The following is a 23,400-nucleotide window of genomic DNA, read 5'->3' as shown; positions in this document are numbered from 1 at the left end:
GCATAACGACTTGAGCGGCGCGGCCGACCCGCCGGACAAGTCTGGGAGGATGGGCCCGACAATGACGTCGCAGTCAAGGTTCCAGGTCAGGGCCGACAGTACGCAGTACGCCAACCCGCAATGCTAAGAGGAGCGGACAGATGCCCATCGCAACTCCCGAGGTCTACAACGAGATGCTGGACCGGGCGAAGGCGGGGAAGTTCGCCTACCCGGCCATCAACGTCACCTCGTCCCAGACCCTGCACGCGGCACTGCGCGGCTTCGCCGAGGCGGAGAGCGACGGCATCGTCCAGATCTCGACGGGCGGCGCCGAGTTCCTGGGCGGCCAGCACAACAAGGACATGGTGACCGGCGCGGTCGCGCTGGCCGAGTTCGCGCACATCGTCGCCGAGAAGTACGACGTCAACATCGCCCTGCACACGGACCACTGCCCCAAGGACAAGCTCGACGGGTACGTCCGTCCGCTGCTCGCGGTCTCCGAGGAGCGGGTCGGGGCCGGCCGCAACCCGCTGTTCCAGTCCCACATGTGGGACGGCTCCGCGGAGACCCTCGCCGACAACCTCTCCATCGCGCAGGAACTCCTCGAGCGCGCCCGCGCCGCGAAGATCATCCTCGAGGTCGAGATCACCCCGACCGGCGGTGAGGAGGACGGCGTCTCGCACGAGATCAACGACTCCCTCTACACCACGGTCGACGACGCCGTCCGCACCGCGGAGGCCCTCGGCCTCGGCGACCGGGGCCGCTACCTGCTGGCCGCGTCCTTCGGCAACGTGCACGGCGTGTACAAGCCGGGCAACGTCGTCCTCCGTCCCGAGCTGCTGAAGGAGCTCAACGAGGGCGTCGCCGCCAAGTACGGCAAGCCGGCCGGCTCCCAGCCGTTCGACTTCGTCTTCCACGGCGGCTCGGGCTCCACCCCGGAGGAGATCCTCACCGCGCTGGAGAACGGCGTCGTGAAGATGAACATCGACACCGACACCCAGTACGCCTTCACGCGTCCGGTCGTCGACCACGTCTTCCGCAACTACGACGGCGTCCTGAAGGTCGACGGCGAGGTCGGCGACAAGAAGACCTACGACCCGCGCACCTGGGGCAAGCTGGCCGAGGCGTCGATGTCCGCCCGCGTCCTCGAGGCCTGCCAGAACCTGCGTTCGACGGGCACCCGCATCAAGTAGGGCGCCCGCGGGACCCGAGTGCGGAAGAGCCCGGCACCCACCGCGGTGCCGGGCTCTTCCGCGTGCCCGCCGCATGCGCGACGTGCGGCTGTGTCGTCGTCGGCCGGTCCGCGCTCGCCGCCGGCACCGCCCTGCTGCCCACGACCGCGCTGATGCCGCCGCTCTCCGCCCTCCCGCCCTCCCGGCTTCGCTCGAGCGGGAGGTACCCCCATCGGCGAACCCGGCGCCCGGACCGGCTGCCACCGCGGTCCGGACGCGCTGCGCCGCAACGGCCGGGAGGGGCGCGGACCGGTGCCCCGGGCGCAGGGCGCCGCAGGTGATCGTGCCCTGCGTGCCGCCGCTCCCCGGGGGGCGGCGGCACATCCCCTCCGCGCTGCCGGGACGGTTACCGCTTCAGCTCGGCGAACGCCTCGGCGCTGCTGTCCTTGAGGAACTGCCAGCAACGCTCCGCCTCGTCCCGCTCGTCGATCTCGCCGGCGGCACGAGCGAGGGCCGCGAGGCAGCGCAGGAACTCGCGGTTGCCCCGGTGGTCCCAGGGGATGGGGCCGTGCCCCTTCCACCCGGCCCGGCGCAGCGCGTCCAGACCGCGGTGATATCCGGTACGCGCGTACGCGTACGACTCGACCACTCGCCCCGCCTCGAAGGCGTCGTCGGCGAGCATGGCCCAGGCGAGCGAGAACGTGGGGTGTTTCGCGGCGACCTCGGCCGGTGACAGGGACTCCTCGCCCAGCAGGCGGTACGCCTCTTCGTTCTCCGGCAGGTAGGTCGGGTCCGGGCCGCCGAGCAGGTTCTTGTGCGTCGTCATGGAAGCAGTCTGCCACCTGTGGACAGCCAGTCCGGGATGCCCGTGGACAGCCCCCGGCAAGCCGCGGACCGACGCTCCCCGGACGACGCCCGCCGTTTCGCGCGGGAGTCGTCCGGACCGGCCGCGTCGTACGGGGTGTGGCGGGCTCAGCGACGTCGTCCCACGGCGCCCGTGCTCCGCGGGTCGTGTCTTCGCGCGACGAGGACGCAGACCGCAGCGGTCGCCCCGCCGGCCGTCAGCACCCACCAGGCAGCGGCCGGATCCACAGTGAACAGCAGGCCGCACACCATCGGTCCGGCCGCCGCCCCCAGAGAAACCCCCATCTGGCTGTGGGCGGTGGCCCGTTGCTCCCGGCCGGCATAGGGCAGGCCTATGAGGTAGTGCAGCAGGCCCGCCCATCCCCAGCCCCCTCCGTACGCGAGCAGGGCCCCCACCGCGCTCACCGTGAGCGGTCCGTGTGCCAGAAGCGCAGTACCCGCCACGCCGACCACGAACAAGCCCGTCAAAGCCGCCCACGCGGCCTCGGGCCTCCGCCCGGCCAGCCAGCCCGCGGCCAGACGGACCACGATGTTCAGTGCGGCGCCGGCGGTCGCCACCGCGCCGGCGGCCGACAGCGACGCGCCCCGCGAAGTCAGCGTGAGCACCAGGAAGCCCGCCAGGCCGTTGCCGACCATCGCGCCGAAGAAGCCGGCGCAGCCGAGAGCCGTCAGGAAGACCTGCCCGCGCAGTGGCACACCGGTGCGGTCCCGTGCCGCGGCCGGTGGCCGTGTGCCCGGGGCCCCGTGGCGTAGCAGGAGACCGACGCCGCCGGCACCGCACACCACGGCGGTGCCGGCGAACACGGGCCGCCAGCCGGCCGGACCGGCCAGCATCGGCACCGCCGCGCTGGCAAGCAGGGTCGCGGCCGGTACGGCTGCCTGCTTCAGACCGAAGGCGAGCGCGCGCAGGCGGGGCGCGCACCGCTGCATGAGCAGGGCGTTGGTGTGCGGTTGGGTGTAGCCGTAGGCGAAGCCCCCCACGGTCGAACTGACCCACAGACCCACGGCCGGCACCAGCGCCGCGGAGAGCAGTCCCAGGCAGGTGGCGCACAGCGCGACGGCGAGTGCGCGTTCCACCGCCGGGGGAACCGCAGCACGTTTGCTGACGTAGGCGCCCGACAGGGACGCCAGCCAGTACGCGGCCAGGACGGCCCCGATCCGCGCGGAACTCCAGCCGAACTCGGCCGAGATCAGGCCGTTCGCAGCCCCGGGCAGGAAGACCGGCAGCGAAGTGAGGACGGTGACCGCCGCGACACCCCATGCCGTCGACACGCCTGCCCGTTCACGGTTCGCCGGGCGGTTCCGTCCGCGTTGGCCGGTACGCGGGGGCGTGCTCACGGAACGTGGGCCTCCGCCTGGGCGACGGGCCGGGTCGCTCCGAGGTCGAGCAACGCCTGGGCGACCGCGTCCGCGTCGCGCAGCGTCACGGAGTCGACGCCCGGCCGTACGCCCGCTGCCGTCGCCCAGTGCACACCCTCCGTGGGGATGCCCAGCGCGAACCGTCGGGGGTGCGCCTGTCCGTGCGGGTCCAGGAGTCGGCTCGGCCGGTCCGTCACCGCAAGGGCTCCGGTCTCGTAGTGACTGCCGTCCGGGTCGGGGATGCGGTGCAGGGCCGCCTGGCCGGTCTCCAGGAGCTGACGCAGCAGCGGGTCGGTGGTCGCGCGGACGTCCGGGGCCTGTATGCGGGCCTCGATGAGGGTGGTGACCGTGATCGGTGGCCCCGGCACCACGGACGAGGAGACGACGAAGCCCCCGGAGCGCGTCGCCGGTGTCACGGCCATGCCCGGCCCGACAGGCCGCAGGACACCGGCGCGGATGAGCGCGGCCATCTCGGAGATGCGGCGTCTGGGCGGGCCGATCGACAGGGCGGCGTTGAACGGCGAGTACCAACCGGTGAGTTCGTCGCGGTAGGAGTTCCCGGTGATGCCTCCGTGATCGACGACCTGACGGATCTCGTTGCGCAGGTCGCGCAGCACATCGAGGGCGGACTTGACCGGGTCGTCGAGATTACCGCCGCGGGCCCTGGCCGCGTCCCGCTCCAGGTGCGCCGCGAGCCAGCCGGTGAACTCCTCGCGACCTCGCAGGGCCCGCGCGTCGTAGGGGGTCTCCACTGCCCGCCAGTCCCACCGGTCGCACTCGGCGACACCGTGGCATCGAAGCAGTCGTGCCTCCGCCCGGCTCCCGGCAGGGGAGCGCAGGTAGTCCCGTACGAAGGCGACCGTGACCTCGTCCGGTACGCCACGCCGACGGAGCAGCGTGCGGTAGTAGACGACCTCGACCTCGCGGGCGATCAGGGGCCAGACGTCCCTGCGGAAACGGAGGTCGCCGTGTGAGACGGCGCGTTCCCGCAGCGCGCGGATCGCCTGCGGGGTGATCAGCACCGGCTGATGGCGTTCGCCCCAGCCCTTCTGGTTGTCGCCACGCGCCTGGTAGGGGATGCCGCGCCGAGAGCCTATGTACAGGCAGGGCTCCCGGCCCGAGGCGTGGTAGTCGAGGCGCCCGTCGGCACCTTCTTCGAAGACGCCACCACGGCCCTCGGTGAACAGGGTCTGGTAGTCGAAGAACGTCAGCCCGAGGCCGCGGAGGGCCACCGGCTCCCCGGGGGCGATCGAGTCGAGATCGACCTCGGCCGGGTTGCCGGGGCCGATGTGGCGGGTGCCGTCGTGGCGCGACGTGGCCGAGGGGCCCGCGGCCGGCAGATGCCCCTGGGCGAGTACCACCGTGTCGAGCAGCAGGCAGCCGCCGTCCGCGAGTCGCAGCACCTGCTGTGTGCCCCGCTCGTCCAGTGCGACCGCGGTGTCCCGGTGGACGCGTACCGTCACATGCTGCGGCGCGGTCTCCACGGTCCGCCGAAAGGCCCATTGCAGGTAGTGGCCGTACAGGGCACGGGTCGGGTAGGAGTCGGGACCCAGGCCCCGCACCTGATCGAGGACGTCGTCGGGGTAGGTGCCCGCCGCGCTCATGTCGGAGAGCAGAGCCGCCCACTCGAACAGGTTGGGGCCGGGTACCACGGGGCCGGTGCACGTGACACTCGCGTCGGTGAACACCGTTATCTGCTCCGCCACCGTGTTCATCAGCAGATGCGCGGACTGATCCGTCCGCCAGACCCGGCCGGCGCCGGCCGGATGCGGATCGATGACGTGTACGGTCACCGGTCTGGCGTCCGGGTCCACCCGCGCGTTCGCACACAGCCGTTCCAGCACGGTGAATCCACGCGGCCCCAGTCCCACGATGCCGACGGTGAGTCGACGGTTCAACGGAAGTCCCCCGCTTCTGTCTGCTGCCGATCAGGCCTTTGCCGATCCTAGTCACCGCAGAACTCATTGATGCGCAGTGCGCGTAATTCATGCGCGGGGTGCATGAGAGCCGTTCATGCGTGACGCGAATCAATTGGCTGTTCGATCTATTTCTCACGCCCCCGCCTATCCGGTTAGATTCCCGGGACGGTAAGCGGGATACGCCCGCTGAGCCTTGCCTGCATGGCCGGGGTGGGCGCGAAGAAGCACAGAAGATGCGCGGGAGCCTTTGCGCCCACCCCTGTTTTCCGCCGCTCGGACGGAGGATTCTCATGGGTAATTCCAACCCTGTCAGGTACAAGCCGTACAATCGCTCGTCGATTCAGCGGGCGCCGCAATGGGAACTCATTCCGCACGACCTTCGCGAGGCCGTCGAGGTGGTGGCCCACGTATTGCCGTTCAGAACCAACCAATACGTACTCGACGAACTCATCGACTGGGACCGCATTCCCGACGACCCGATATTCCGGCTCAACTTCCCGCACCGGACGATGCTGGACCCGGACGACTACACCACCCTGCGTGACCTGGTCCGGTCCGGTGACAAACAGCAGCTGGCCAAGCAGATCCACATGGTCCGCTCGCGCATGAACCCGCACCCGGCCGGCCAGCTGACGCACAACGTGCCGAAGCTGGACGGCGAAGTCGTCCCGGGGATCCAGCACAAGTACACGGAGACCGTGCTCTTCTTCCCGAGCGCCGGCCAGACCTGCCACGCCTACTGCACGTTCTGCTTCCGATGGCCGCAGTTCGTCGGCGAGGAGGACCTGCACTTCGCGGCCCGGGACGCCGAGGGCCTCACCGCCTACCTCAGGCGGCACCCCGAGGTCACCGACGTGCTGATCACCGGTGGCGACCCCATGATCATGCGGACGGCCACCCTGGAGCGGTACCTCGAACCCCTCCTCGCGCCCGAACTCGCCCACGTCCAGAACATCCGGATCGGCACCAAGGCCGTCGGCTACTGGCCGCAGCGCTTCGTCGGCGACGCGGACGCCGACGACCTGCTGCGCCTGTTCGAGCGCGTCGTCGGCGCCGGGAAGCACCTGGCGCTGATGGGCCACTACAACCACCCGGCCGAACTGCGCCCCGCCATCGCTCAGCAGGCCCTGAGGCGCATCACCGCGACCGGTGCCGTCGTCCGCATGCAGTCCCCCGTGCTGCGGCACATCAACGACGACCCCGGCGCATGGCGCGAGCTGTGGACCCAGGGTGTGAAGCTGGGCGCCATCCCGTACTACATGTTCGTCGAGCGCGACACCGGTGCCCGCTCCTACTTCGAGTTGCCGCTGGCCGAGGCGCACGAGATCTTCCGGACGGCCTACGGGTCCGTCTCCGGGCTCTCCCGCACCGTGCGCGGCCCGTCGATGAGCGCGTTCCCCGGCAAGGTGCTCATCGACGGGGTCCCGACGATCCGGGGCGAGAAGGTGTTCGCCCTGCAGTTCCTGCAGGCGCGTCGGAGCGGTCTCGTACGCCGGCCCTTCTACGCGAAGTTCGACCCGGAGGCCACGTGGTTCGACCAGTTGGTCCCGGCGTTCGGTGAGCGCCGGTTCTTCTTCGACGACGAGCCGGCCGTCGACCGATCCGCTCTCGGCCTGCCGCTCGACCTGGTGGGGGCGTGAGACGCATGGCCGAGGACACGCATCCGACGTACGAAGTCCTGGCACTGCGCTTCGGCACCCACGCCGACCGGCCCGCGCGGGACAACTTCCTGCTCGACGAGGGCCAGTTCGTCCGTGGCAGTGACATGCCCATGGACTTCTACCTCTGGGTGGTCCGCGACGACCGGCACTTTCTGCTGGTCGACACGGGATTCCCGGAGGAGATGGCGGTGCGCCGGGGACGGACCCTGTTCCGCGATCCCGTCGACGCGCTGGCCGACCTCGGTGTCGCGGCCCGTGACATCGAGGACGTCGTGATCACGCACATGCACTACGACCACGCGGGAAACCTGGACCGCTTCCCCCACGCGCGTATCCATCTGCAGGAGGAGGAGCTCCGGTTCTGCACCGGGCCCGCGATGCGCCACCACGCCGTGCGCAAGCCCTTCGAACCCGTCAACGTGCAAACGGCCGTCCAGGGGCTCTTCGAGGACCAGCTGGTGCTGCACCGGGGCGAGGCCGAGATCCTGCCCGGTGTGACGGTGCACCCGGTGCCGGGCCACACCCCGGGCACCCAGGTGGTCCGGGTGCCCACCGCGCGCGGCTGGGTCGTGCTGGCCAGCGACGCCACCCACCTGTGGGCCAACATCCGGCTGCGCAGCCCGTTCCCGATCCTCGACCACCTCACGCCGATGCTGGAGGGCTACGACACGATCGAGGCGCTCGCCGACGGCGACGACCACATCATCCCCGGCCACGACCCGCAGGTGGCACGGCGATTCCCCCGGCTCGCCGGCGCGGACGACTGGGTCCGCCTCCACGAGGGGGCCCTCGGCGGGCTGGAAACCGCCGCGGCGGCGAGCGGAGCCACGCGATGACGGCCCCCCGGGTCCGCCGGGTGGCCATCGTCGGCATGGGCCCGCGCGGTCTGAGCATCCTGCAGAGGCTGTCCGAGCTCGCCGACCGGCTGCCCGAGGGGTGCGCGCTGGAGGTCCACCTGATCGACCCGGGCGACGGCGGCCAGGGCGCGCATCCGCAACGCCAGCCGGCCCACCTCCTGACCAACACCCTCGCCAGCCAGGTGACCATGTTCACCGACGGCCGGGGCCCCTCGTTCACCGAGTGGGCGGTGAACAGCGGTTACCGGGAGTACGCGGACGCGTACTACCCGACCGGCGGCGACATGGGTGACGCGCCGGGGGAGCACGCCTATCTGCCGCGTCAGATCCTCGGCTCCTACCTCAGCTGGGTCTTCGACGAGACGGTGCGGTCACTGCCGCACGGGATCCGCGTGGTGCACCACCGGGACCGGGCCGTGGACATCGAGGCGCGGGAGGACGGAGGCTTCGCCGTCCACCTGGCGAAGGGCTTCACCCTGCCCGGCGACTACGTCTTCCTGGCCACCGGGCACTGCGAGCGCATCCCCACCGAGGAGGACCGCGCCTACGAGGAGTTCGCCCGGGAGTACGCCCACCGCAACCCCCGGCTCGTCTACTGCCCCCACCCCTACCCGGTCGACCGGCTCCGGGAGATCGCCCCGGACTCCGCCGTCGCGGTGCAGGGATTCGGGCTGACCGCGCACGACGTCATCTCCGAGCTCACCGCCGGCCGCGGCGGCCGGTTCCACGGATCCGGCGCGGACATGGAGTACCGCCCCTCCGGACGCGAGCCCCGCATACGGCTGTTCTCCCGGCAGTGCCTGCCGTTCGCCGCGCGCGGGGTGAACCAGAAGGGCCTCACCGGCCAGCACCGGCCCCGCTTCTTCACCAAGGAAGCCGTACGGAGCCTGAAGGAGCAGGCGGCACGGCACCGCGGCGATGCCCGTCTCGAGTTCGAGGACGAGATCCTGCCGCTCCTGCTGAAGGAGATGGCGTACGCCTACCGCGCGGTACAGGGCCGGCTCCCCGCCGGCGACGACGAGGGGTACGAGGTCACGCCGGCCGACCTGCGGGTGATCGAGGAGATCATCGACCCGCTGCGCGGCCGGGAGTTCGAGAACCAGGACGCGTTCACGAAGTTCTTCGTCGACCATGTCGAGAGCGACCTGGAGCATGCCGGGCTGGGCAACCTGACGAGTCCCGTGAAGGCCGCCACCGACGTCATCCGCGACACCAGGGCGAGCCTGCGGGAAGCCGTCGAGTTCGGCGGCCTCACCCCCGAGTCGCACCGGGCGTTCACCACGAGGTACGTCCCGGTCATGAACCGGATCTCGTTCGGCCCGCCCCGCCACCGCAATTTCCAGCTCCTCGCGCTGCTGCGGGCGGGCGTCGTGGACCTGGCCGGCGGACCGGGGTGCCGGGTGGTTCTGGACCGGGAGGCGGGGCGGTTCGTGATCCGGACCGACTACCCGGACGGGGCGGAGACCCGCCCTGCCGACGCGCTGGTCGTCGCCCGGCTCGACGTCTTCCACCCGGAGCGGGACGGGTCCCCGCTGATGGCGAACCTCCTGAAGCGCGGTCTCGTCCGCCCGTTCGCGAACGGGTCGTTCAAGCCGGGTGGCATCGACATCGACGAGCGGGGCCGGCCCGTCACGGCGGCGGGCGAGCCGCTGCGCACCGCCTGGGCGGTGGGATATCCGGTCGAGGGGCCGCGGTTCTACACCCACGCCCTGCCCCGGCACGCGATGCCCTCGCAATTCACCGCCGATGCCGATGTCGCCGTACGGGACATGATCGCGCACATCCGACACCGAGACGACGCAACCCGGGAGGAAGATCATGCCGGTGCAGACCGGAAGTCAGTTTCCCTACCCTGAATTTCGCAAACGCCACGAGCGGGTACAGCCGGCCCCGGTCCTGTGGCAGTGGGAAACCCTGGCCAAGGAGATAGAGGCGGCCGAGCACACCCCGTACGGAACGCTCACCCTGGCCGCGCCCGACGGCCGCCACGAAATCGTCCCGGGCACGTCCATGACCTTCCAGGCGGTCCGGCCCGGTGAGCGCACCACCCCGCACTCGCACTCCTGGTGGCACCTCTATTTCGTACGGTCCGGATCGGGCACCGTGACCTTCGACGACACCGGGGAATCGGCCGGACTGAGCGAGGGCGACATCATGCTCATCCCGGCCTGGTCCGTGCACCACTTCGAGAACCCGGACGGGACCACGGACCTGCTCCTTCTCAACATGTCGAACCTGCCGCAGCTGGCGGCCCTGTACAACAACTTCTCCGAAGAGCACGCGTAAACACATCGGCGAGATCGGGAGACGTACATGTTCAAGCGGATCGACCACATCGGCGTGGTCGTCGACGACATCACCGAGGCGCGGAAATTCCTGGAGAGCCTGGGGATGCAGCTGGAGCGGGCGCAGGAAGTGCCCGAGCGGAACGTGAAGATCGCCTTCTACCACTGCGGGGACGGGCGGATCGAGCTCATCGAGCCCACCACCGAGGAGGCCCGCAGCCGGCGGCTGGGCGAGGGCAACCAGGCCCGGATCGAGCACATCGGCGTCGAGGTCGACGACGTGCCCCGGATCATGAAGGCCGTCCAGGGCCTCGGCGTCGAGCTCACCACCAGCGAGCCCGTCCCGGTCGGCCCCAACCTCAACGCCTGGACCCGGCCCGAGACCTCCAACGGAGTCCAGTTCCAGCTGGTCCAGCGCGACGCGGTCTAGCGCGGCCGAGGCGGCGCCGGGGAGCCCCCGCAGGTGCTCCCCGGCGGCCCCGCGGGGCCGCCGGCCCTGCCCCGGCCCCGAGTTGCTGCCTGTACATACTAGTAGTTACAGTGGTGGGGTGGATTCCTTGAAGACGTCCGGTGCGATCGAGCAGGCCCCTGCCGGGGAGCGGCACGGCCTGACCGGCCAGCGGGGGAAGCGGCCCGGCTGGATGCTGGCCTCCTTGCTCGGAGGCATGTTCCTCGGGAACGTCGACATCGCGGTGGTCAACGTCGCGATCCCGTCGATCCGCGAGGATCTGCACGCGTCCGGCGGCGAGCTGGAACTCATCGTCTCGGGTTACACGTTGGCGTACGCCATGCTGCTGATCACCGGCGCGCGGCTGGGCGAGATACGCGGCCGGCGCTGGACGTACCTGGTCGGACTCGTCGTCTTCACGCTGTCCTCGTTCGCCTGCGGGCTCGCTCCCAACAGCCCCGCCCTGGTGGGCTCCCGCGTGGTGCAGGGCATCGGTGCGGCGCTGATGGTGTCCCAGGTCCTGACGATCATTCAGGTGCACTTCGACGGGGCCGCGCGCCGCCGGGCCCTGGGCGCGTACACCGGCGTCCTCGGGGTGAGCTCCGTCATCGGCCAGGCGCTGGGCGGGGTCCTGGTGTCCGCCGACATCATGGGCACGGGATGGCGGCCCATCTTCCTGATCAACGTGCCGATCGGCGTTGCCCTGATCGCCGCCTCGTACGCCTTCCTGCCGGACAACGAGACCTTGCGGCACAAGAAGCTGGACGGGTCCGGGGTCGCGCTGCTGTCCCTCGGGCTGTTCCTGCTGGTGACCCCGTTGGTGCTCGGCCCGCACGCCGGCTGGCCGCTGTGGAGCTGGCTGTGCCTCGCCGCCTCCCTGCCCGTGTTCGCCCTGTTCGCCAGGGTGGAGCGCGGCATCGCGCGGCGCGCGGGCGACCCGCTGATGAACGTCGCGCTGCTCGCCCGCAAGCACGTCGCCCTCGCGCTCGTCTCCCAGGCCGCCACTCGTGCCGGTTACTTCGCGCTCCTCTTCGTCCTCGCGCTGTATCTGCAGCAGGGGCTCGGCAGGAGTGCGGTCTACTCCGGTCTGATCCCCATCGCATGGGTGGCGACGTTCGCCCTGGTCGGGCCGGTCCTGGGCCGGGCGGGAGCGCGTGCCAGGATGCTCGCCGCCCCGGTGGGCGGCCTGCTGATGGCGTTCTCCTTCGCTGCGGTGGCGGCCGGGGCGCAGAGCACCGGCTGGCTGATCATCCTGCTCGGCATCGGCGGCATCGGCTACGGCGCGGCGTTCAGCGGCACCCTGGCCCACCTGACCGAGTCCGTCGAAGCCCGCCACGCGTCGGACGTCAGTGGCCTGTTCAATACGACGCTGCAGGTCGGCGGGACCCTGGGCGTGGCCGTCTTCGGCACCGTCTACCTGAACCTCGTCGCACGGGGCGGAGTTCCCGCGGACGCGTTCAGTACGACCAACGCCGCTCTGGCGGTCATGTCGGTCGCCGCCGCCGTGCTGGTGCTCTTCGCCGAAAAGGCCACGCCGGACAGGCCCCGGGTCGCCGGTCACTGAATGACACCGGTGTGAAAGGGGCGCCGAGTCCGCGGCGTCCCGTGTCTGCGGGCAATAGCCAACCTGTTATCACGAACAAAACAGAAGGAATGCGAGTTATGGACGTAAACCGTCATCCCGGAGACGCGACCAAGGGACCCGAGGACCGGTTCTCCGGCGATGTGTGGCTGTGGCCGCGCATCGGCGCGACCGCCAACGCCGAGGTGCGCAACGTGCTGTTCACGCCCGGCTCCCGCAGCGCCTGGCACCGGCACCCCGCGGGCCAGGTGCTGCACGTCACCGAAGGTGTCGGCATCGTGCAGTCCCGGGGCGGCGAACCCCAGGAGATCAGGGCCGGCGACACGGTGATCTGCCACCCCGGTGAGGAGCACTGGCACGGTGCGGCACCGGGCACTTTCATGACCCACATCGCCGTCACCGACGGCCCGACCGAATGGAAGGAACGGGTGACGGACGAGGAGTACGACGGCTGAGACCCCCGACACGGGCCGGTTGTCCGTCCGTCCTCGTGGGCGGCGTCTCGAGCAGTGTCCCGGCCGGGCGCCCCGGGACACTGCGTCCGGACACCGAAGAGGGATGACTGAAAAACGACCCACGTCGTTTCATAAATGTGTGTGAACTTCATTCATCTTGCAGTGGCGGGCGCGGATACCGCCGGGACACGGACTCAAGGGCAATAGGACACTCTGCCCAGGATTCTAGGGAGGTAGTCACTGGATGCACCCAAAATTGCAGGATGCGGAGCCCCCCGGCGATAGAGACAGTGCTTTCGGGGCGCTGTATATTCTGCTGTCCATGAGCATCGAACTGCACCACCTGCGAGGGTTCTTGGCCTTGGCGGACGAGAAGCACTTCACTCGGGCAGCGAAGCGCATGAACGTGTCACAGCCGACATTAAGTCGCAATATTCGCAGGCTGGAAGAACTTTTAGGCCGGCGCCTGCTGGAACGGACCACCCGTCAAGTGGCTCTCACGCCGGCCGGCGACCGCCTCTACGACCAACTCCGCATTCTTTTACCGCGGCTCGAGTCGGCATTGCACCCCGACCCCGAGGGCGACACCTTCCGGGTGGGATTCGCCTGGGGCTTCCCCATGGGCTGGCCGCAGGAGGTCATCGCGGGCTTCGAGGAGGAGACCGGCGTGCCGGTGCGTGTGCACCGGCACGATGCCACGCTCGCGGGAGTGGACCGCGGCGACGCCGACCTGGCGATCCTCCGGGGCCGGGTGGAGGCTCCCGACATGGAGGTCGTCACGCTGCTCCACGATCGGAGGGTCGCGGCCGTATCCACGCGGTCCGAACTCGCCGGAAGGGAAGAGATCCGCTGGCACGAAATCGCCGGCCAGGATCTCGTCGTCAACGAGGTGAGCGGAACCACGAACCTGGCCGAATGGCCCGCGGACCGTCGGCCAGGAGTCTCCGTCGTGTGCCGCAATTTCGACGAGTGGCTGGAGGCCGTCGCCTCGAACAAGGGAATGGGCGTGGTGCCCGAGTTCGTCGGACGGCAGCACATCCACTCCTTCGTGTCTTTCCTCGCGATTCCGGACGCGCCGCGCGTGCCGCTCAATCTGGTCTATCCACGATTCGGGGGACACCCCCTGATACCGCGTTTCGTCGCCATGGCGCAGGCCGCCGTCGGCGGACCGGCGGCTTCCTGAGGGACTCCTCGCCGACGGCGGCCCCGGCCCTCGGCCGGCAGCCGGTCGGGCCCGGCCGAGAGTCGGTCGCGTGTTCGAGGCCCGCCCGTGACCGGGCGGGCCTTGCGGCTGTGGGGCACGATTGCGGAGGATGCACCGTGGGGACCGGGGCCCCCGTGCCGGTAACGGCAGGGGCGGACCGCTACCCGGAGTACACAGCAGGAGACAGCGATGTCCCACGAGGCTCACGAGCCGGAGACCCCGCATCTCGACTTCCAGGGCACGACCCCCTACGAGGACTACGTCAGGGCCGATGTCCTCACCCACCTCCAGCACACCCTCTCCGACGATCCCGGGGAGATGGTCTTCCTGGTCACCACCCAGGTGATGGAGCTGTGGTTCACCGTCGTCGTCCACGAGTGGGAGACCGCGGCGAAGGCGCTGCGCGAGGACGACGTGGCGACCGCCGTCGACGCGCTGAAGCGCTCCGTGCGGGAGCTGGAGGCGCTGAACGCCTCCTGGAAGCCGCTGGGCGGGCTCACCCCGGCGCAGTTCAACTCCTACCGGGGTGCCCTCGGCGAGGGGTCCGGCTTCCAGTCGGCGATGTACCGGCGGATGGAGTTCCTGCTCGGCGACAAGTCGGCGTCCATGCTGGTCCCGCACCGGGGTGCGCCACGGGTGCACGCCGAGCTGGAGAAGGCGCTGCACGAGCCGAGCCTGTACGACGAGGTGCTGCGGCTGCTCGCCCGGCGCGGGCACGCGATCCCGCAGGACGTGCTGCGGCGCGACGTGTCGCGGCGGTACGAGCCGTCGCCGGAGGTGGAGGCGGTCTGGACGGCCGTCTACTCGGGTGACGAGCGCGGTGAGGTCGCCCGTCTGGGCGAGGCGCTGACGGATGTCGCCGAGCTGGTGTGGCGCTGGCGCAACGACCATCTGGTCGCCACCCGCCGGGCGATGGGCGCCAAGACCGGTACGGGAGGCTCCGCCGGGGTGGCCTGGCTGGAGAAGCGGGCGCAGAAGAGCGTCTTCCCCGAGCTGTGGACGGCGCGGTCCTATGTCTGAGCTGGCCACGCGGGCGCGGAAGCTGGACGACGCCGACGCACTGGCCGCGAAGCGCGGCGAGTTCGTGCTGGACGACGTGGTCTATCTCGACGGCAACTCGCTGGGCGCGCTGCCCGCCGCGGTCCCCGGCCGGGTCGGGGACGTGGTGCGCAGGCAGTGGGGCGAGCTGCGCATCCGGTCCTGGACGGAGGGCGGCTGGTGGACGGCGCCGGAGCGGATCGGCGACCGGATCGCACCGCTGGTCGGCGCGGCGGCCGGACAGATCGTGGTCGGCGACTCGACGAGCGTCAACGTGTTCAAGGCGCTGGTGGGCGCGGTACGGCTGGCGCGGGACACCGGTCCGGACCGGGACGAGATCGTGGTCGACGCGACCACGTTCCCCACCGACGGCTACATCGCGGAGTCGGCGGCCCGGATGACGGGCTGCACGCTGCGTCCCGTCACCCCGTCCGAGGTCCCGGGCGTGCTCGGTGACCGTACGGCCGCGGTGCTGCTCAACCACGTCGACTACCGCACGGGCCGGCTGCACGATCTGCCGTCGCTCACGGCCGCGGTGCGCGAGGCGGGGGCGTCGGCCGTCTGGGACCTGTGCCACAGCGCGGGCGCGCTGCCGGTCGGACTGGACGAGCACGGCGTGGACCTGGCGGTCGGCTGCACCTACAAGTACCTGAACGGCGGCCCGGGTTCACCGGCGTTCCTCTACGTCCGCGCGCGGTGGCAGGACCGTTTCGACTCCCCGCTGCCGGGCTGGAACTCCCACGCGGAGCCCTTCGGCATGCGCCCGGAGTACGAACCGGCGGCGGGCGCGGTGCGCGGGCGGGTCGGCACCCCGGACATCCTCTCCATGCTCGCCCTGGAGGCGGCGCTGGAGGTGTGGGACGGCGTCACCGTGGAGGCGGTGCGGGCCAAGTCGCTCGCGCTGACGGACTTCTTCCTGGAGTGCGTCGGGGCGTACGTCGCCGAGGGACGGGTCACGTGCCTGACCCCGCGTGCGCACGCGGAGCGGGGCAGCCAGGTCGCGCTGCGCTGCCCGGACGCCGGTGCCGTCATGGGGCGGCTGATCGAGCGCGGGGTGGTCGGCGACTTCCGCCACCCGGACGTGCTCCGCTTCGGCTTCACCCCGCTGTACGTCGGGTTCGGTGACGTGGAGCGGGCGGCGCGGGTGCTGGCGGACGTGCTGGCGGAGTGACGGGCTTCGTTCCCGGCCCCGTCGGGGGGCGGCGGCGTTCGTCCCGCCGCCTTCCCCCGGGGGGTTCACCGTGCGTGACATCCCCCGGTCCGGGGACGTCACCGTGCTGATACCGTCCCGGCCAACGGCCGCATCCTTCCCTGGTCCGCCACCCACGTTCCACCGCTGAGAGGTTGAGCATGACGGACGACGTCGCAGCCGCCCGGGCCGCCGCCGAGGAGGAGTCGGCCCTGACCCGTGCGCCCGTCGACCCCGACGTCACGGCGGCCTACGGCGACGGCCCGGACCAACTGGTCGACTTCTACGCACCGCGCGGGCAGGGCGGGCCCGGCGGTCCCGCGCCCGTGGTCGTCGTCCTGCACGGCGGCGCCTGGCGCGCCCCCTACGACCGGCGCCACATCAGCCCGTTCGCCGGCTTCCTGGCCGGCCGGGGCTTCGCGGTGGCCAATGTGGAGTACCGGCGCGGTGCGGGGGAGTCCGGCGGGCTCGCCGCGGTCTCCGGGCGGTGGCCGGACACCTTCGACGACGTCGCCGCCGCGCTGGACGCCCTGCCCGGACTGGTCCGCAAGCACCTGCCGCAGGCCGATCCGCGCCGCACGGTCGTCACCGGCCACTCGGCCGGCGGCCACCTCGCGCTGTGGGGTGCCGCCCGCCATCTCCTTCCGGCCGACGCCCCCTGGCGCACGGACGGCCCCGCGCCCCTGCGCGGTGTGGTCGCGCTCGCCCCGGTCGCCGACCTCGCGGTGGCCGACGGACTCGGCACGTGCGGCGGTGCCGTCCGCGAACTCCTGGGCGGGGACGAGTACTTCGCCGAGCGCCGGCCCTACGCCGACCCCGCGCTGCTGCTGCCCACCGGTATCGCGACCACCCTGGTGCAGGGCCGCACGGACGTCGACGTCCCGCAGGCGGTCGCCGAGTCGTACGCGGAGGCGGCGGCGAAGGCGGGCGAGGTGGTGGGGCTGACCCTGCTGGAGGACGTCGGCCACTTCCCGCTGATCGACCCGGCGGCGGACGCGTGCGCGGTCGTGGCGGAGGAGATCGCCCAGCTCGCCTGGTGAACACCCGCCGGGCGGTGGCCCGGTGACACCCCTCATGCCTGAGAGCCAGTCCGCGGGCGAGTCCCCCGGCGGGACGCGGGCCACGCGCGCCGCTCCGTGACTTCGCTCTCCGACGGCCCGGGAACCGGGCGAACGGGGAGGTGAGGCGATCGTGCGGTGACGGTGACGGTGGCGGTGGCGGTGGCAGCAGCGGTGGCGGCGCGGGGCACTGGCGGCCTGCGCGGCCGCGCCCGGGCCGCGGTGTCCGCGTACGAGTCGGGGCCGGTCCGTCCACAGGGGTACGGACGCCGTGGGGACGGCCTCCGTAGTACCTGAGACGGACGCCCCGGAACCCGCCTCAGCGGGGACGACCGCGGCCACCCGGTCGGCCTACCGTGTGAGCGTGACCGAGACGACCCACCCGCAGCAGCCGGCCCCGCCGTCCGGCGCCGGGGCCAAGACCTCCCGCAGCCCGGAGTACCGGCTGGCCCAGGACGCCCTGCGCGGACTGCGCCAGGACCTGTTCCACGATCCCTTCGCCTACCGGCCGCTGCCGACCCGGCACACGGACGGCCCGGTCGTCCGCCGGCTGCCCGCCCGGCTGCGGTCGGCCGCGGCACACCTCCCGCACGCGGTGGTGGGAGCCGTCGCGCTGATCGCCCTGTCGGCCGGCGCGCTGGGCGGTGGCGGCGCCGGCGGGGACGTACCGGCCCTGCTGAGCGGCCTGCTGTGCGCGCTCCCGGTGCTCGCCACGCTGGTCCGGCCGGTCGGCGCGTTCTGGCTGTCGCTGGCGGTGACCCCGGTGGTGGCGGTCCTCAACGGCAGCGGGACGGACTGGCCGTGGATGCCCGGCGCGTTCGTCTGCCACCTGGCGGTGCTGGTCGTCGTGGCGCTGCGCACCCGGCCCCGCACCGCCGCCTGGATGTGGGCCCTGACCGCCGCGTACGCCTTCCTCTCGGACGTCGTCTTCGGCGGGCCCTACTACTACACCAACAGCGCGCCCATGATGGTGGCGTCCGCCTTTGCCCTGCTCGTGGTCTCCCTGTGGGACATCCGCCGCGCCGCCGAACGGGAGGTGACCGCCCAGCAGACCGTCACCGCGCACGAACGCTCCCGGCGCACGCGGCTGGAGGAGCGCACCACCATCGCCCGCGAACTGCACGACGTGGTCGCCCACCACATGTCGGTGGTCGCCATCCAGGCCGAGGCCGCGCCGTACCGGGTGGAGAACACGCCGCCGGAACTGGAGCGCGCCTTCGTCACCATCCGGGAGAACGCGGTGGCCGCCCTCACCGAACTGCGCCGCATCCTCGGCGTGGTCCGCGCCGAGGACTACGAGGCCCCGGACGCCCCGCAGCCCACCCTCGCCGACCTGGACGCCCTGCTCGTCAACGTGCGCGGCGCCGGTCTCGAGGTGGAGAAGGTGGTGACCGGCGCGGTGCGCGAGCTGCCGCAGGGGGTGGAGCTGTCGGCGTACCGGATCGTGCAGGAGGCGCTGAGCAACAGCCTCAGGCACGCGCCGGGCGCGGAGGCACGCGTCGAGATCGGGTACGTCCTGGGCGGGCTCGGCGTGCGCGTGGTCAACGGGCCGGCGCCCCGGCCGGACCTGGTCAAGCCCTCGCCGGGGGCGGGCCACGGCATCACCGGCATGCGCGAGCGGGTCACCATGCTGAACGGGGAGATGACGGCCGGCCCGACCGGGGACGGCGGCTACGAGATCGCGGTGTTCCTGCCGGTCGCCGCGGTGAACGAGGGTGACGCATGACCATTCGGGTCCTGATCGCGGACGACCAGATGATGGTGCGCGAGGGCTTCTCGGTCCTGCTGAACGCGATGCCGGACATCGAGGTCGTCGGCGAGGCCGTCAACGGCCGGGAGGCGGTGGACCGGGTCCGCGAACTCGCCCCCGACGTCGTCCTGATGGACATCCGCATGCCCGAGCTGAACGGCATCGAGGCGACGCGGGAGATCGTCGCCGCCGACGGCGCGACGAAGGTGCTGGTGCTGACCACCTTCGACCTCGACGAGTACGTGTACCAGGCGCTGCGCGCGGGCGCCTCGGGCTTCCTGCTCAAGGACGCCTCGGCCCGCCGGCTCGCCGACGGGGTGCGGATCGTCGCGTCCGGGGAGGCGCTGCTGGCCCCGACGGTGACCCGGCGGCTGATCACCGAGTTCTCCAAGCTGGCCGAGGCACCGCGCCCGATGCCGTCCGCGCAGGCGGCGTACGGCGATCTCACCGAGCGGGAGACGGAGGTCCTGGTGCTGATCGCGCGGGGCCTGTCGAACGCGGAGATCGCCGGACGGCTGGTGGTCGCCGAGTCGACGATCAAGACGCACGTGAGCCGGATCCTGGTCAAGCTGGGCCTGCGGGACCGCACGCAGGCGGCGGTCTTCGCGTACGAGGCGCGGCTGGTGACGCCCGGCTGACCCTGGTCGGCGGGCCGGGTGCCGGGCTACCGTCCGTCCATGGCAGCCCTTTCCGCCCCCGCGTTCGACCCCTGGGACCCGGCGTTCCTCGCCGACCCCTGCCCCGCCTACGCCGAGCTGCGTGAGCGGGGCCGGGCGCTGTGGTTCGAGCCGACGAACCAGTGGCTGGTCCCGCACCACGCCGACGTCTCGGCGCTGCTGCGCGACCGCCGTCTGGGCCGGACGTACCGGCACCGTTTCACCCACGAGGAGTTCGGGCGCACCGCCCCGCCCCCGGAGCACGGGCCGTTCCACGTCCTCAACGACCACGGCATGCTCGACCTGGAGCCGCCGGACCACACCCGCATCCGCCGCCTGGTGTCGAAGGCGTTCACCCCACGCACGGTGGAACGGCTGAAGCCGTACGTCCGCGCTCTCGCGGACGACCTGGTCGGCGCGCTGGTGGAGGCGGGCGGCGGTGACCTGCTGACGGACGTCGCCGAGCCGCTGCCGGTCGCGGTGATCGCCGAGATGCTGGGCATCCCGGAGGCCGACCGGGCCCCGCTGCGCCCCTGGTCGGCGGACATCTGCGGGATGTACGAACTGAACCCGTCGGAGGCGACGGCGGCCAGGGCCGTCAGGGCGTCGGTGGAGTTCTCGGACTACCTGCGCGACCTGATCGCCGAGCGCCGCAAGAACCCGGGCGACGACCTGGTCTCGGGCCTGATCGCCGCCCACGACGAGGACGACCGGCTGACCGAGCAGGAGATGATCTCCACCTGCGTGCTGCTGCTGAACGCGGGCCACGAGGCGACGGTGAACGCCACGGTCAACGGCTGGTGGGCACTGTTCCGCAACCCCGGCCAGCTGGCCGCCCTGCGCGCCGACCACTCCCTGATCCCCACGGCGATCGAGGAGCTGATGCGCTACGACACCCCGCTCCAGCTCTTCGAGCGCTGGGTGCTGGACGAGATCGAGATCGACGGCACGGTGATCCCGAGGGGCGCGGAGATCGCGATGCTGTTCGGCTCCGCCAACCACGATCCGGCGGTCTTCGCCGACCCGGCCCGCCTGGACCTGGCCCGCGCCGACAACCCGCACATCTCCTTCAGCGCCGGCATCCACTACTGCATCGGCGCGCCGCTGGCCCGTATCGAGCTGGCGGCCTCGATGGCGGCGCTGCTGGAGAAGGCGCCGACGCTGCGGCTCGCGGCGGAGCCGAAGAGGAAGCCGAACTTCGTCATCCGGGGGCTGGAGGGGCTGGCCGTGGACGTGGGGTGATCACCGTTCGGCCGATCGTGACCCTCGGCATGGGGCTCGGCACGGGGGAACTCGAGCAGTGCGCCGACCGGCGGGCCGTCAGGTCGTCATGTCCCTGCGCCGCAGCCCGGCCAGCCCCGCCGCGACCAGAGCCGCCGCGAGAGCCGTGAGGAGCAACACCGGGGGCCACTCCATGCCCCCGCCCGGCAGCTTCGGCAGATGCCCGAAGGGCGACAGGTCCAGCACCGCCCGCGGTACGTCCAGCGCCGGACCGACCCAGCCGATCAGCAGCACCGCGCCGGCCACCCCCCACGCCGCCGTCGCCGCCCGGGGCACCAGCCCGTACAGCAGGACCGCCACCCCGCCGGTCACCCACACCGCCGGGACCTGTGCCAGGCACGCCCCCAGGATCGGGCCCGCCTGCTCACCGTGGCCGAGGGCGAGACCCGCCCCCGCGAGCAGCATCAGCAGCACCGCCCCGCCGAACGCCACCGCCAGATGCCCGGCGGCCCACCGCAGCCGTCCGACCGCCCCCGCGAGGACCGGTTCGGCCCGCCCCGAGGTCTCCTCGCCGTGCAGCCGCAGCACCGACGCCACGACGTACAGGGCGGCCACCAGCCCGAGCATGCCGGTCGTCGCCGCGAGGAACGCGTCCGTCAGCCCGGACCGCCCGCCCGTCCGCTGGAGGATCTCCCGGGCGCTCTCGTTGGCCCCGACCAGATCGGCCGCCCCCTCGGCCATCCCGCCGTACACCAGTCCCGCGAGCAGGAATCCGATGCTCCACCCGAGCACACCGCCCCGCTGCAACCGCCAGGCCAGCGCCCCCGCGCCGCCCAGTCGGCCGGCGGCCGGTCCCGGACGGCCCGGCAGGAAGCTCATGCCGAGGTCCCGGCGCCCGGCGAGCGCGTACGCCACCGCCCCCTGCGCCAGCACCGCCCCCGCGAACAGCCCCAGCACCCACCACCGTTCACCGGCGAACGCCCGCAGGTTCTCCAGCCAGCCGATCGGCGACGCCCAGGTCAGCGGAGACGAGCCGTCGTCCGCAGCGGAGTCGCCCGCCGCCCGCAGCACGAACGCCGCCCCGAGCACCGCCGCCGTCAGCCCCCGCGCGAGCCGGGCGCTCTCCGTCAGCTGGGCCACGATCGCCGCCGTCGTCGCGAACACCATGCCCACGCCCGCGATCCCGAGCCCGAACGCGAGCGCGCCCGCCGCGCCCTGCCCGGCCAGTCCGGCCGTCACCAGCAGCGCCGGCACCCCGTTCGCGACGGCCGCCGCGAGCAGTGCCGCCGTCAGAGGGGCCCTGCGCCCGACCGCCCCGGACGCCACCAGTTCCTGACGGCCGCTCTCCTCCTCGTCCCTGGTGTGCCGTACGACGACCAGCAGAGCGGCCACCGCGGCCAGCGCCCCCGCGTACACCCCGACCCGCCAGGCGGTCAGCGCGCCGAGGGAGTCGCCGAAGACCGGGCCGACCATCGCGCGCAGGGAGGAGTTGGTGGCGATCCGGCCGACCAGGTCGGCGCGTTCGGCGGGAGTGCCGTACAGCCCCCTGAGCGTGTTCGGCATGGACAGCACCATCAGCGCGTTCACCGCGGCCCAGACCGGGATCATCACCCGGTCCCGGCGCAGTGCGAAGCGCAACAGGGTGCCGGTGCCCGCGAGCCGGCGTGAGCTCGCGGGCCGTACGGCGAAGGCGGCGGCGCTCATCGGACGGTCACCTCGCTCCCGGCGGCCTCGTCCCGGTAGTGCCGCAGGAAGAGTTCCTCCAGCGTCGGCGGGGTGGACGTCAGTGACCGCACGCCCGTCTCGCTCAGCGAGCGCAGCACGGCGTCCAGCTTGTCGGTGTCGACCTGGAGCCGGACCCTGCGCCCCTGCACGTCGAGGTCGTGCACGCCGGGCAGCCCGGCGAGCCCGTTCGGCGGACCGGCGAGTTCGGCGGTGACGCTGGTCCGGGTCAGGTGCCGCAGCTCGGCGAGCGAACCGCTCTCCACGGTCCGCCCCCTGCGGATGATGCTGACCCTGTCGCACAGCTCCTCCACCTCGCTGAGGATGTGCGAGGACAGCAGCACCGTCCGGCCGCGCTCCCGCTCCTCGGCGACACAGCGCCGGAAGACCTCCTCCATCAGCGGGTCGAGACCGGACGTCGGCTCGTCCAGGATCAGCAGGTCGACGTCGGAGGCGAACGCGGCCACCAGGGCCACCTTCTGCCGGTTGCCCTTGGAGTAGGTGCGGCCCTTCTTCGTCGGGTCCAGCTCGAACCGCTCGATCAGCTCGGCGCGGCGGGCGGGGTCCAGGCCTCCCGTCCGCCTCCCACCACCACCCCGCCCGACGCGCTTCGCGCGGCCCCCCTCCCGGAGCCTCCCGTACAGGTCGATGACCTCGCCGCCGGAGAGGTTGCGCCACAGCGTCACGTCACCGGGGACGTAGGCGATCCGGCGGTGGATCTCCACGGCGTCGGTCCAGGGGTCGCTGCCGAGCACCTGCGCGGCGCCGGAGTCGGCGCGCAGCAGGCCGAGCAGGACGCGGAGGGTGGTGGACTTGCCGGAGCCGTTGGGCCCGAGGAATCCGTGGACCTCGCCGGACCCGACGCTCAGGTCGAGCCCGTCCAGTGCGTGGGTCCGGCCGAACGACTTGTGCAGTCCGGACACGGTGATGGCCTGGGTCATGCTTCGGAACGTACGCTTCTTTCAGAAATTTGTGAAGTTA

General features: G+C 71.9%; 21 protein-coding genes. 16 read left to right on the top strand and 5 right to left on the bottom strand.

All coding sequences use genetic code 11. The annotated features are described in order from the left end of the window. Positions 1-140: 140 nt before the first annotated feature. Complete coding sequence (fbaA, locus tag ACF07S_RS23265) at positions 141-1,172, top strand: class II fructose-bisphosphate aldolase (RefSeq protein WP_391962846.1); 1,032 nt, start codon at positions 141-143, stop codon at positions 1,170-1,172. A gap of 210 nt (positions 1,173-1,382) precedes the next feature. After that, entirely contained in the window at positions 1,383-1,601 is a 219-nt protein-coding gene (locus tag ACF07S_RS23260; protein WP_391975014.1) for a DUF3151 family protein, read from the top strand. Here ACF07S_RS23260 and ACF07S_RS23255 read toward each other — a convergent pair. From ACF07S_RS23255 to ACF07S_RS23245, 3 genes are all read right to left on the bottom strand, one after another. After that, positions 1,558-1,977 carry a DUF3151 domain-containing protein gene (locus ACF07S_RS23255; protein WP_391962847.1) on the bottom strand — a complete coding sequence of 140 codons (420 nt, stop codon included), beginning with the start codon at positions 1,975-1,977 and terminating at the stop codon, positions 1,558-1,560. The two genes, ACF07S_RS23260 and ACF07S_RS23255, sit on opposite strands and share 44 nt — an antisense overlap. Positions 1,978-2,123: 146 nt before the next feature. Next, positions 2,124-3,287 carry an MFS transporter gene (locus ACF07S_RS23250; RefSeq protein ID WP_391974997.1) on the bottom strand — a complete coding sequence of 388 codons (1,164 nt, stop codon included), beginning with the start codon at positions 3,285-3,287 and terminating at the stop codon, positions 2,124-2,126. A gap of 62 nt (positions 3,288-3,349) precedes the next feature. Beyond that, the gene (locus tag ACF07S_RS23245) at positions 3,350-5,272 is read right to left on the bottom strand and encodes an FAD/NAD(P)-binding protein (protein ID WP_391962849.1); all 1,923 of its coding nucleotides are present in this window, start codon (positions 5,270-5,272) and stop codon (positions 3,350-3,352) included. Positions 5,273-5,703: 431 nt separating this feature from the next. On the opposite strand from ACF07S_RS23245, the gene ACF07S_RS23240 reads away from it, so the two are divergent. The 14 genes from ACF07S_RS23240 to ACF07S_RS23175 all read left to right on the top strand — a co-directional run bounded on the left by ACF07S_RS23240 (position 5,704) and on the right by ACF07S_RS23175 (position 20,718). After that, positions 5,704-6,933, top strand: a complete 1,230-nt coding sequence (locus tag ACF07S_RS23240) for a KamA family radical SAM protein (RefSeq protein ID WP_391962850.1) — start codon at positions 5,704-5,706, stop codon at positions 6,931-6,933. A gap of 5 nt (positions 6,934-6,938) precedes the next feature. Then, positions 6,939-7,790, top strand: a complete 852-nt coding sequence (locus ACF07S_RS23235) for an N-acyl homoserine lactonase family protein (protein WP_391963057.1) — start codon at positions 6,939-6,941, stop codon at positions 7,788-7,790. Beyond that, positions 7,787-9,667, top strand: a complete 1,881-nt coding sequence (locus ACF07S_RS23230) for an FAD/NAD(P)-binding protein (protein ID WP_391962851.1) — start codon at positions 7,787-7,789, stop codon at positions 9,665-9,667. The genes ACF07S_RS23235 and ACF07S_RS23230 overlap by 4 nt, the downstream gene beginning before the upstream one ends. Further along, entirely contained in the window at positions 9,636-10,097 is a 462-nt protein-coding gene (locus ACF07S_RS23225; protein WP_391974996.1) for a cupin domain-containing protein, read from the top strand. Before ACF07S_RS23230 ends, ACF07S_RS23225 begins: the two co-directional genes overlap by 32 nt. Positions 10,098-10,124: 27 nt before the next feature. Beyond that, positions 10,125-10,526: a VOC family protein gene (locus ACF07S_RS23220; RefSeq protein ID WP_391962853.1), complete on the top strand. Its 402-nt coding sequence runs from the start codon at positions 10,125-10,127 to the stop codon at positions 10,524-10,526. A 118-nt stretch (positions 10,527-10,644) separates the two neighbouring features. Further along, the gene (locus ACF07S_RS23215; RefSeq protein ID WP_391974995.1) at positions 10,645-12,108 is read left to right on the top strand and encodes an MFS transporter; all 1,464 of its coding nucleotides are present in this window, start codon (positions 10,645-10,647) and stop codon (positions 12,106-12,108) included. Between the two features lie 98 nt (positions 12,109-12,206). Beyond that, positions 12,207-12,581, top strand: coding sequence for a cupin domain-containing protein (locus ACF07S_RS23210; RefSeq protein WP_391962855.1), 375 nt, complete (start codon positions 12,207-12,209; stop codon positions 12,579-12,581). Positions 12,582-12,903: 322 nt separating this feature from the next. Further along, on the top strand, positions 12,904-13,764 hold the full coding sequence (locus tag ACF07S_RS23205) for a LysR family transcriptional regulator (RefSeq protein WP_391974994.1): 861 nt from the start codon (positions 12,904-12,906) through the stop codon (positions 13,762-13,764). A 210-nt stretch (positions 13,765-13,974) separates the two neighbouring features. After that, positions 13,975-14,805, top strand: a complete 831-nt coding sequence (locus ACF07S_RS23200) for a tryptophan 2,3-dioxygenase family protein (RefSeq protein WP_391962857.1) — start codon at positions 13,975-13,977, stop codon at positions 14,803-14,805. Continuing rightward, positions 14,798-15,994: a kynureninase gene (gene kynU, locus ACF07S_RS23195; protein WP_391962858.1), complete on the top strand. Its 1,197-nt coding sequence runs from the start codon at positions 14,798-14,800 to the stop codon at positions 15,992-15,994. Before ACF07S_RS23200 ends, kynU begins: the two co-directional genes overlap by 8 nt. A 179-nt stretch (positions 15,995-16,173) precedes the next feature. Then, positions 16,174-17,052 carry an alpha/beta hydrolase gene (locus ACF07S_RS23190; protein WP_391974993.1) on the top strand — a complete coding sequence of 293 codons (879 nt, stop codon included), beginning with the start codon at positions 16,174-16,176 and terminating at the stop codon, positions 17,050-17,052. Positions 17,053-17,434: 382 nt separating this feature from the next. Further along, on the top strand, positions 17,435-18,796 hold the full coding sequence (locus ACF07S_RS23185; protein WP_391962860.1) for a sensor histidine kinase: 1,362 nt from the start codon (positions 17,435-17,437) through the stop codon (positions 18,794-18,796). Continuing rightward, positions 18,793-19,458 carry a response regulator gene (locus ACF07S_RS23180; protein ID WP_391962861.1) on the top strand — a complete coding sequence of 222 codons (666 nt, stop codon included), beginning with the start codon at positions 18,793-18,795 and terminating at the stop codon, positions 19,456-19,458. The genes ACF07S_RS23185 and ACF07S_RS23180 overlap by 4 nt, the downstream gene beginning before the upstream one ends. A 39-nt stretch (positions 19,459-19,497) precedes the next feature. Continuing rightward, positions 19,498-20,718, top strand: coding sequence for a cytochrome P450 (locus tag ACF07S_RS23175; protein ID WP_391974992.1), 1,221 nt, complete (start codon positions 19,498-19,500; stop codon positions 20,716-20,718). A gap of 78 nt (positions 20,719-20,796) precedes the next feature. On the opposite strand, the gene ACF07S_RS23170 is transcribed toward ACF07S_RS23175, so the two are convergent. Then, positions 20,797-22,401, bottom strand: coding sequence for an ABC transporter permease (locus ACF07S_RS23170; protein WP_391974991.1), 1,605 nt, complete (start codon positions 22,399-22,401; stop codon positions 20,797-20,799). Further along, on the bottom strand, positions 22,398-23,360 hold the full coding sequence (locus ACF07S_RS23165) for an ATP-binding cassette domain-containing protein (protein ID WP_391974990.1): 963 nt from the start codon (positions 23,358-23,360) through the stop codon (positions 22,398-22,400). The genes ACF07S_RS23170 and ACF07S_RS23165 overlap by 4 nt, the downstream gene beginning before the upstream one ends. Positions 23,361-23,400: the final 40 nt, after the last annotated feature.

Source organism: Streptomyces sp. NPDC016640 (assembly GCF_043076215.1).
In the GTDB taxonomy this organism is placed as follows: domain Bacteria; phylum Actinomycetota; class Actinomycetes; order Streptomycetales; family Streptomycetaceae; genus Streptomyces.
This window is presented reverse-complemented; position numbering and strand designations above follow the sequence as displayed.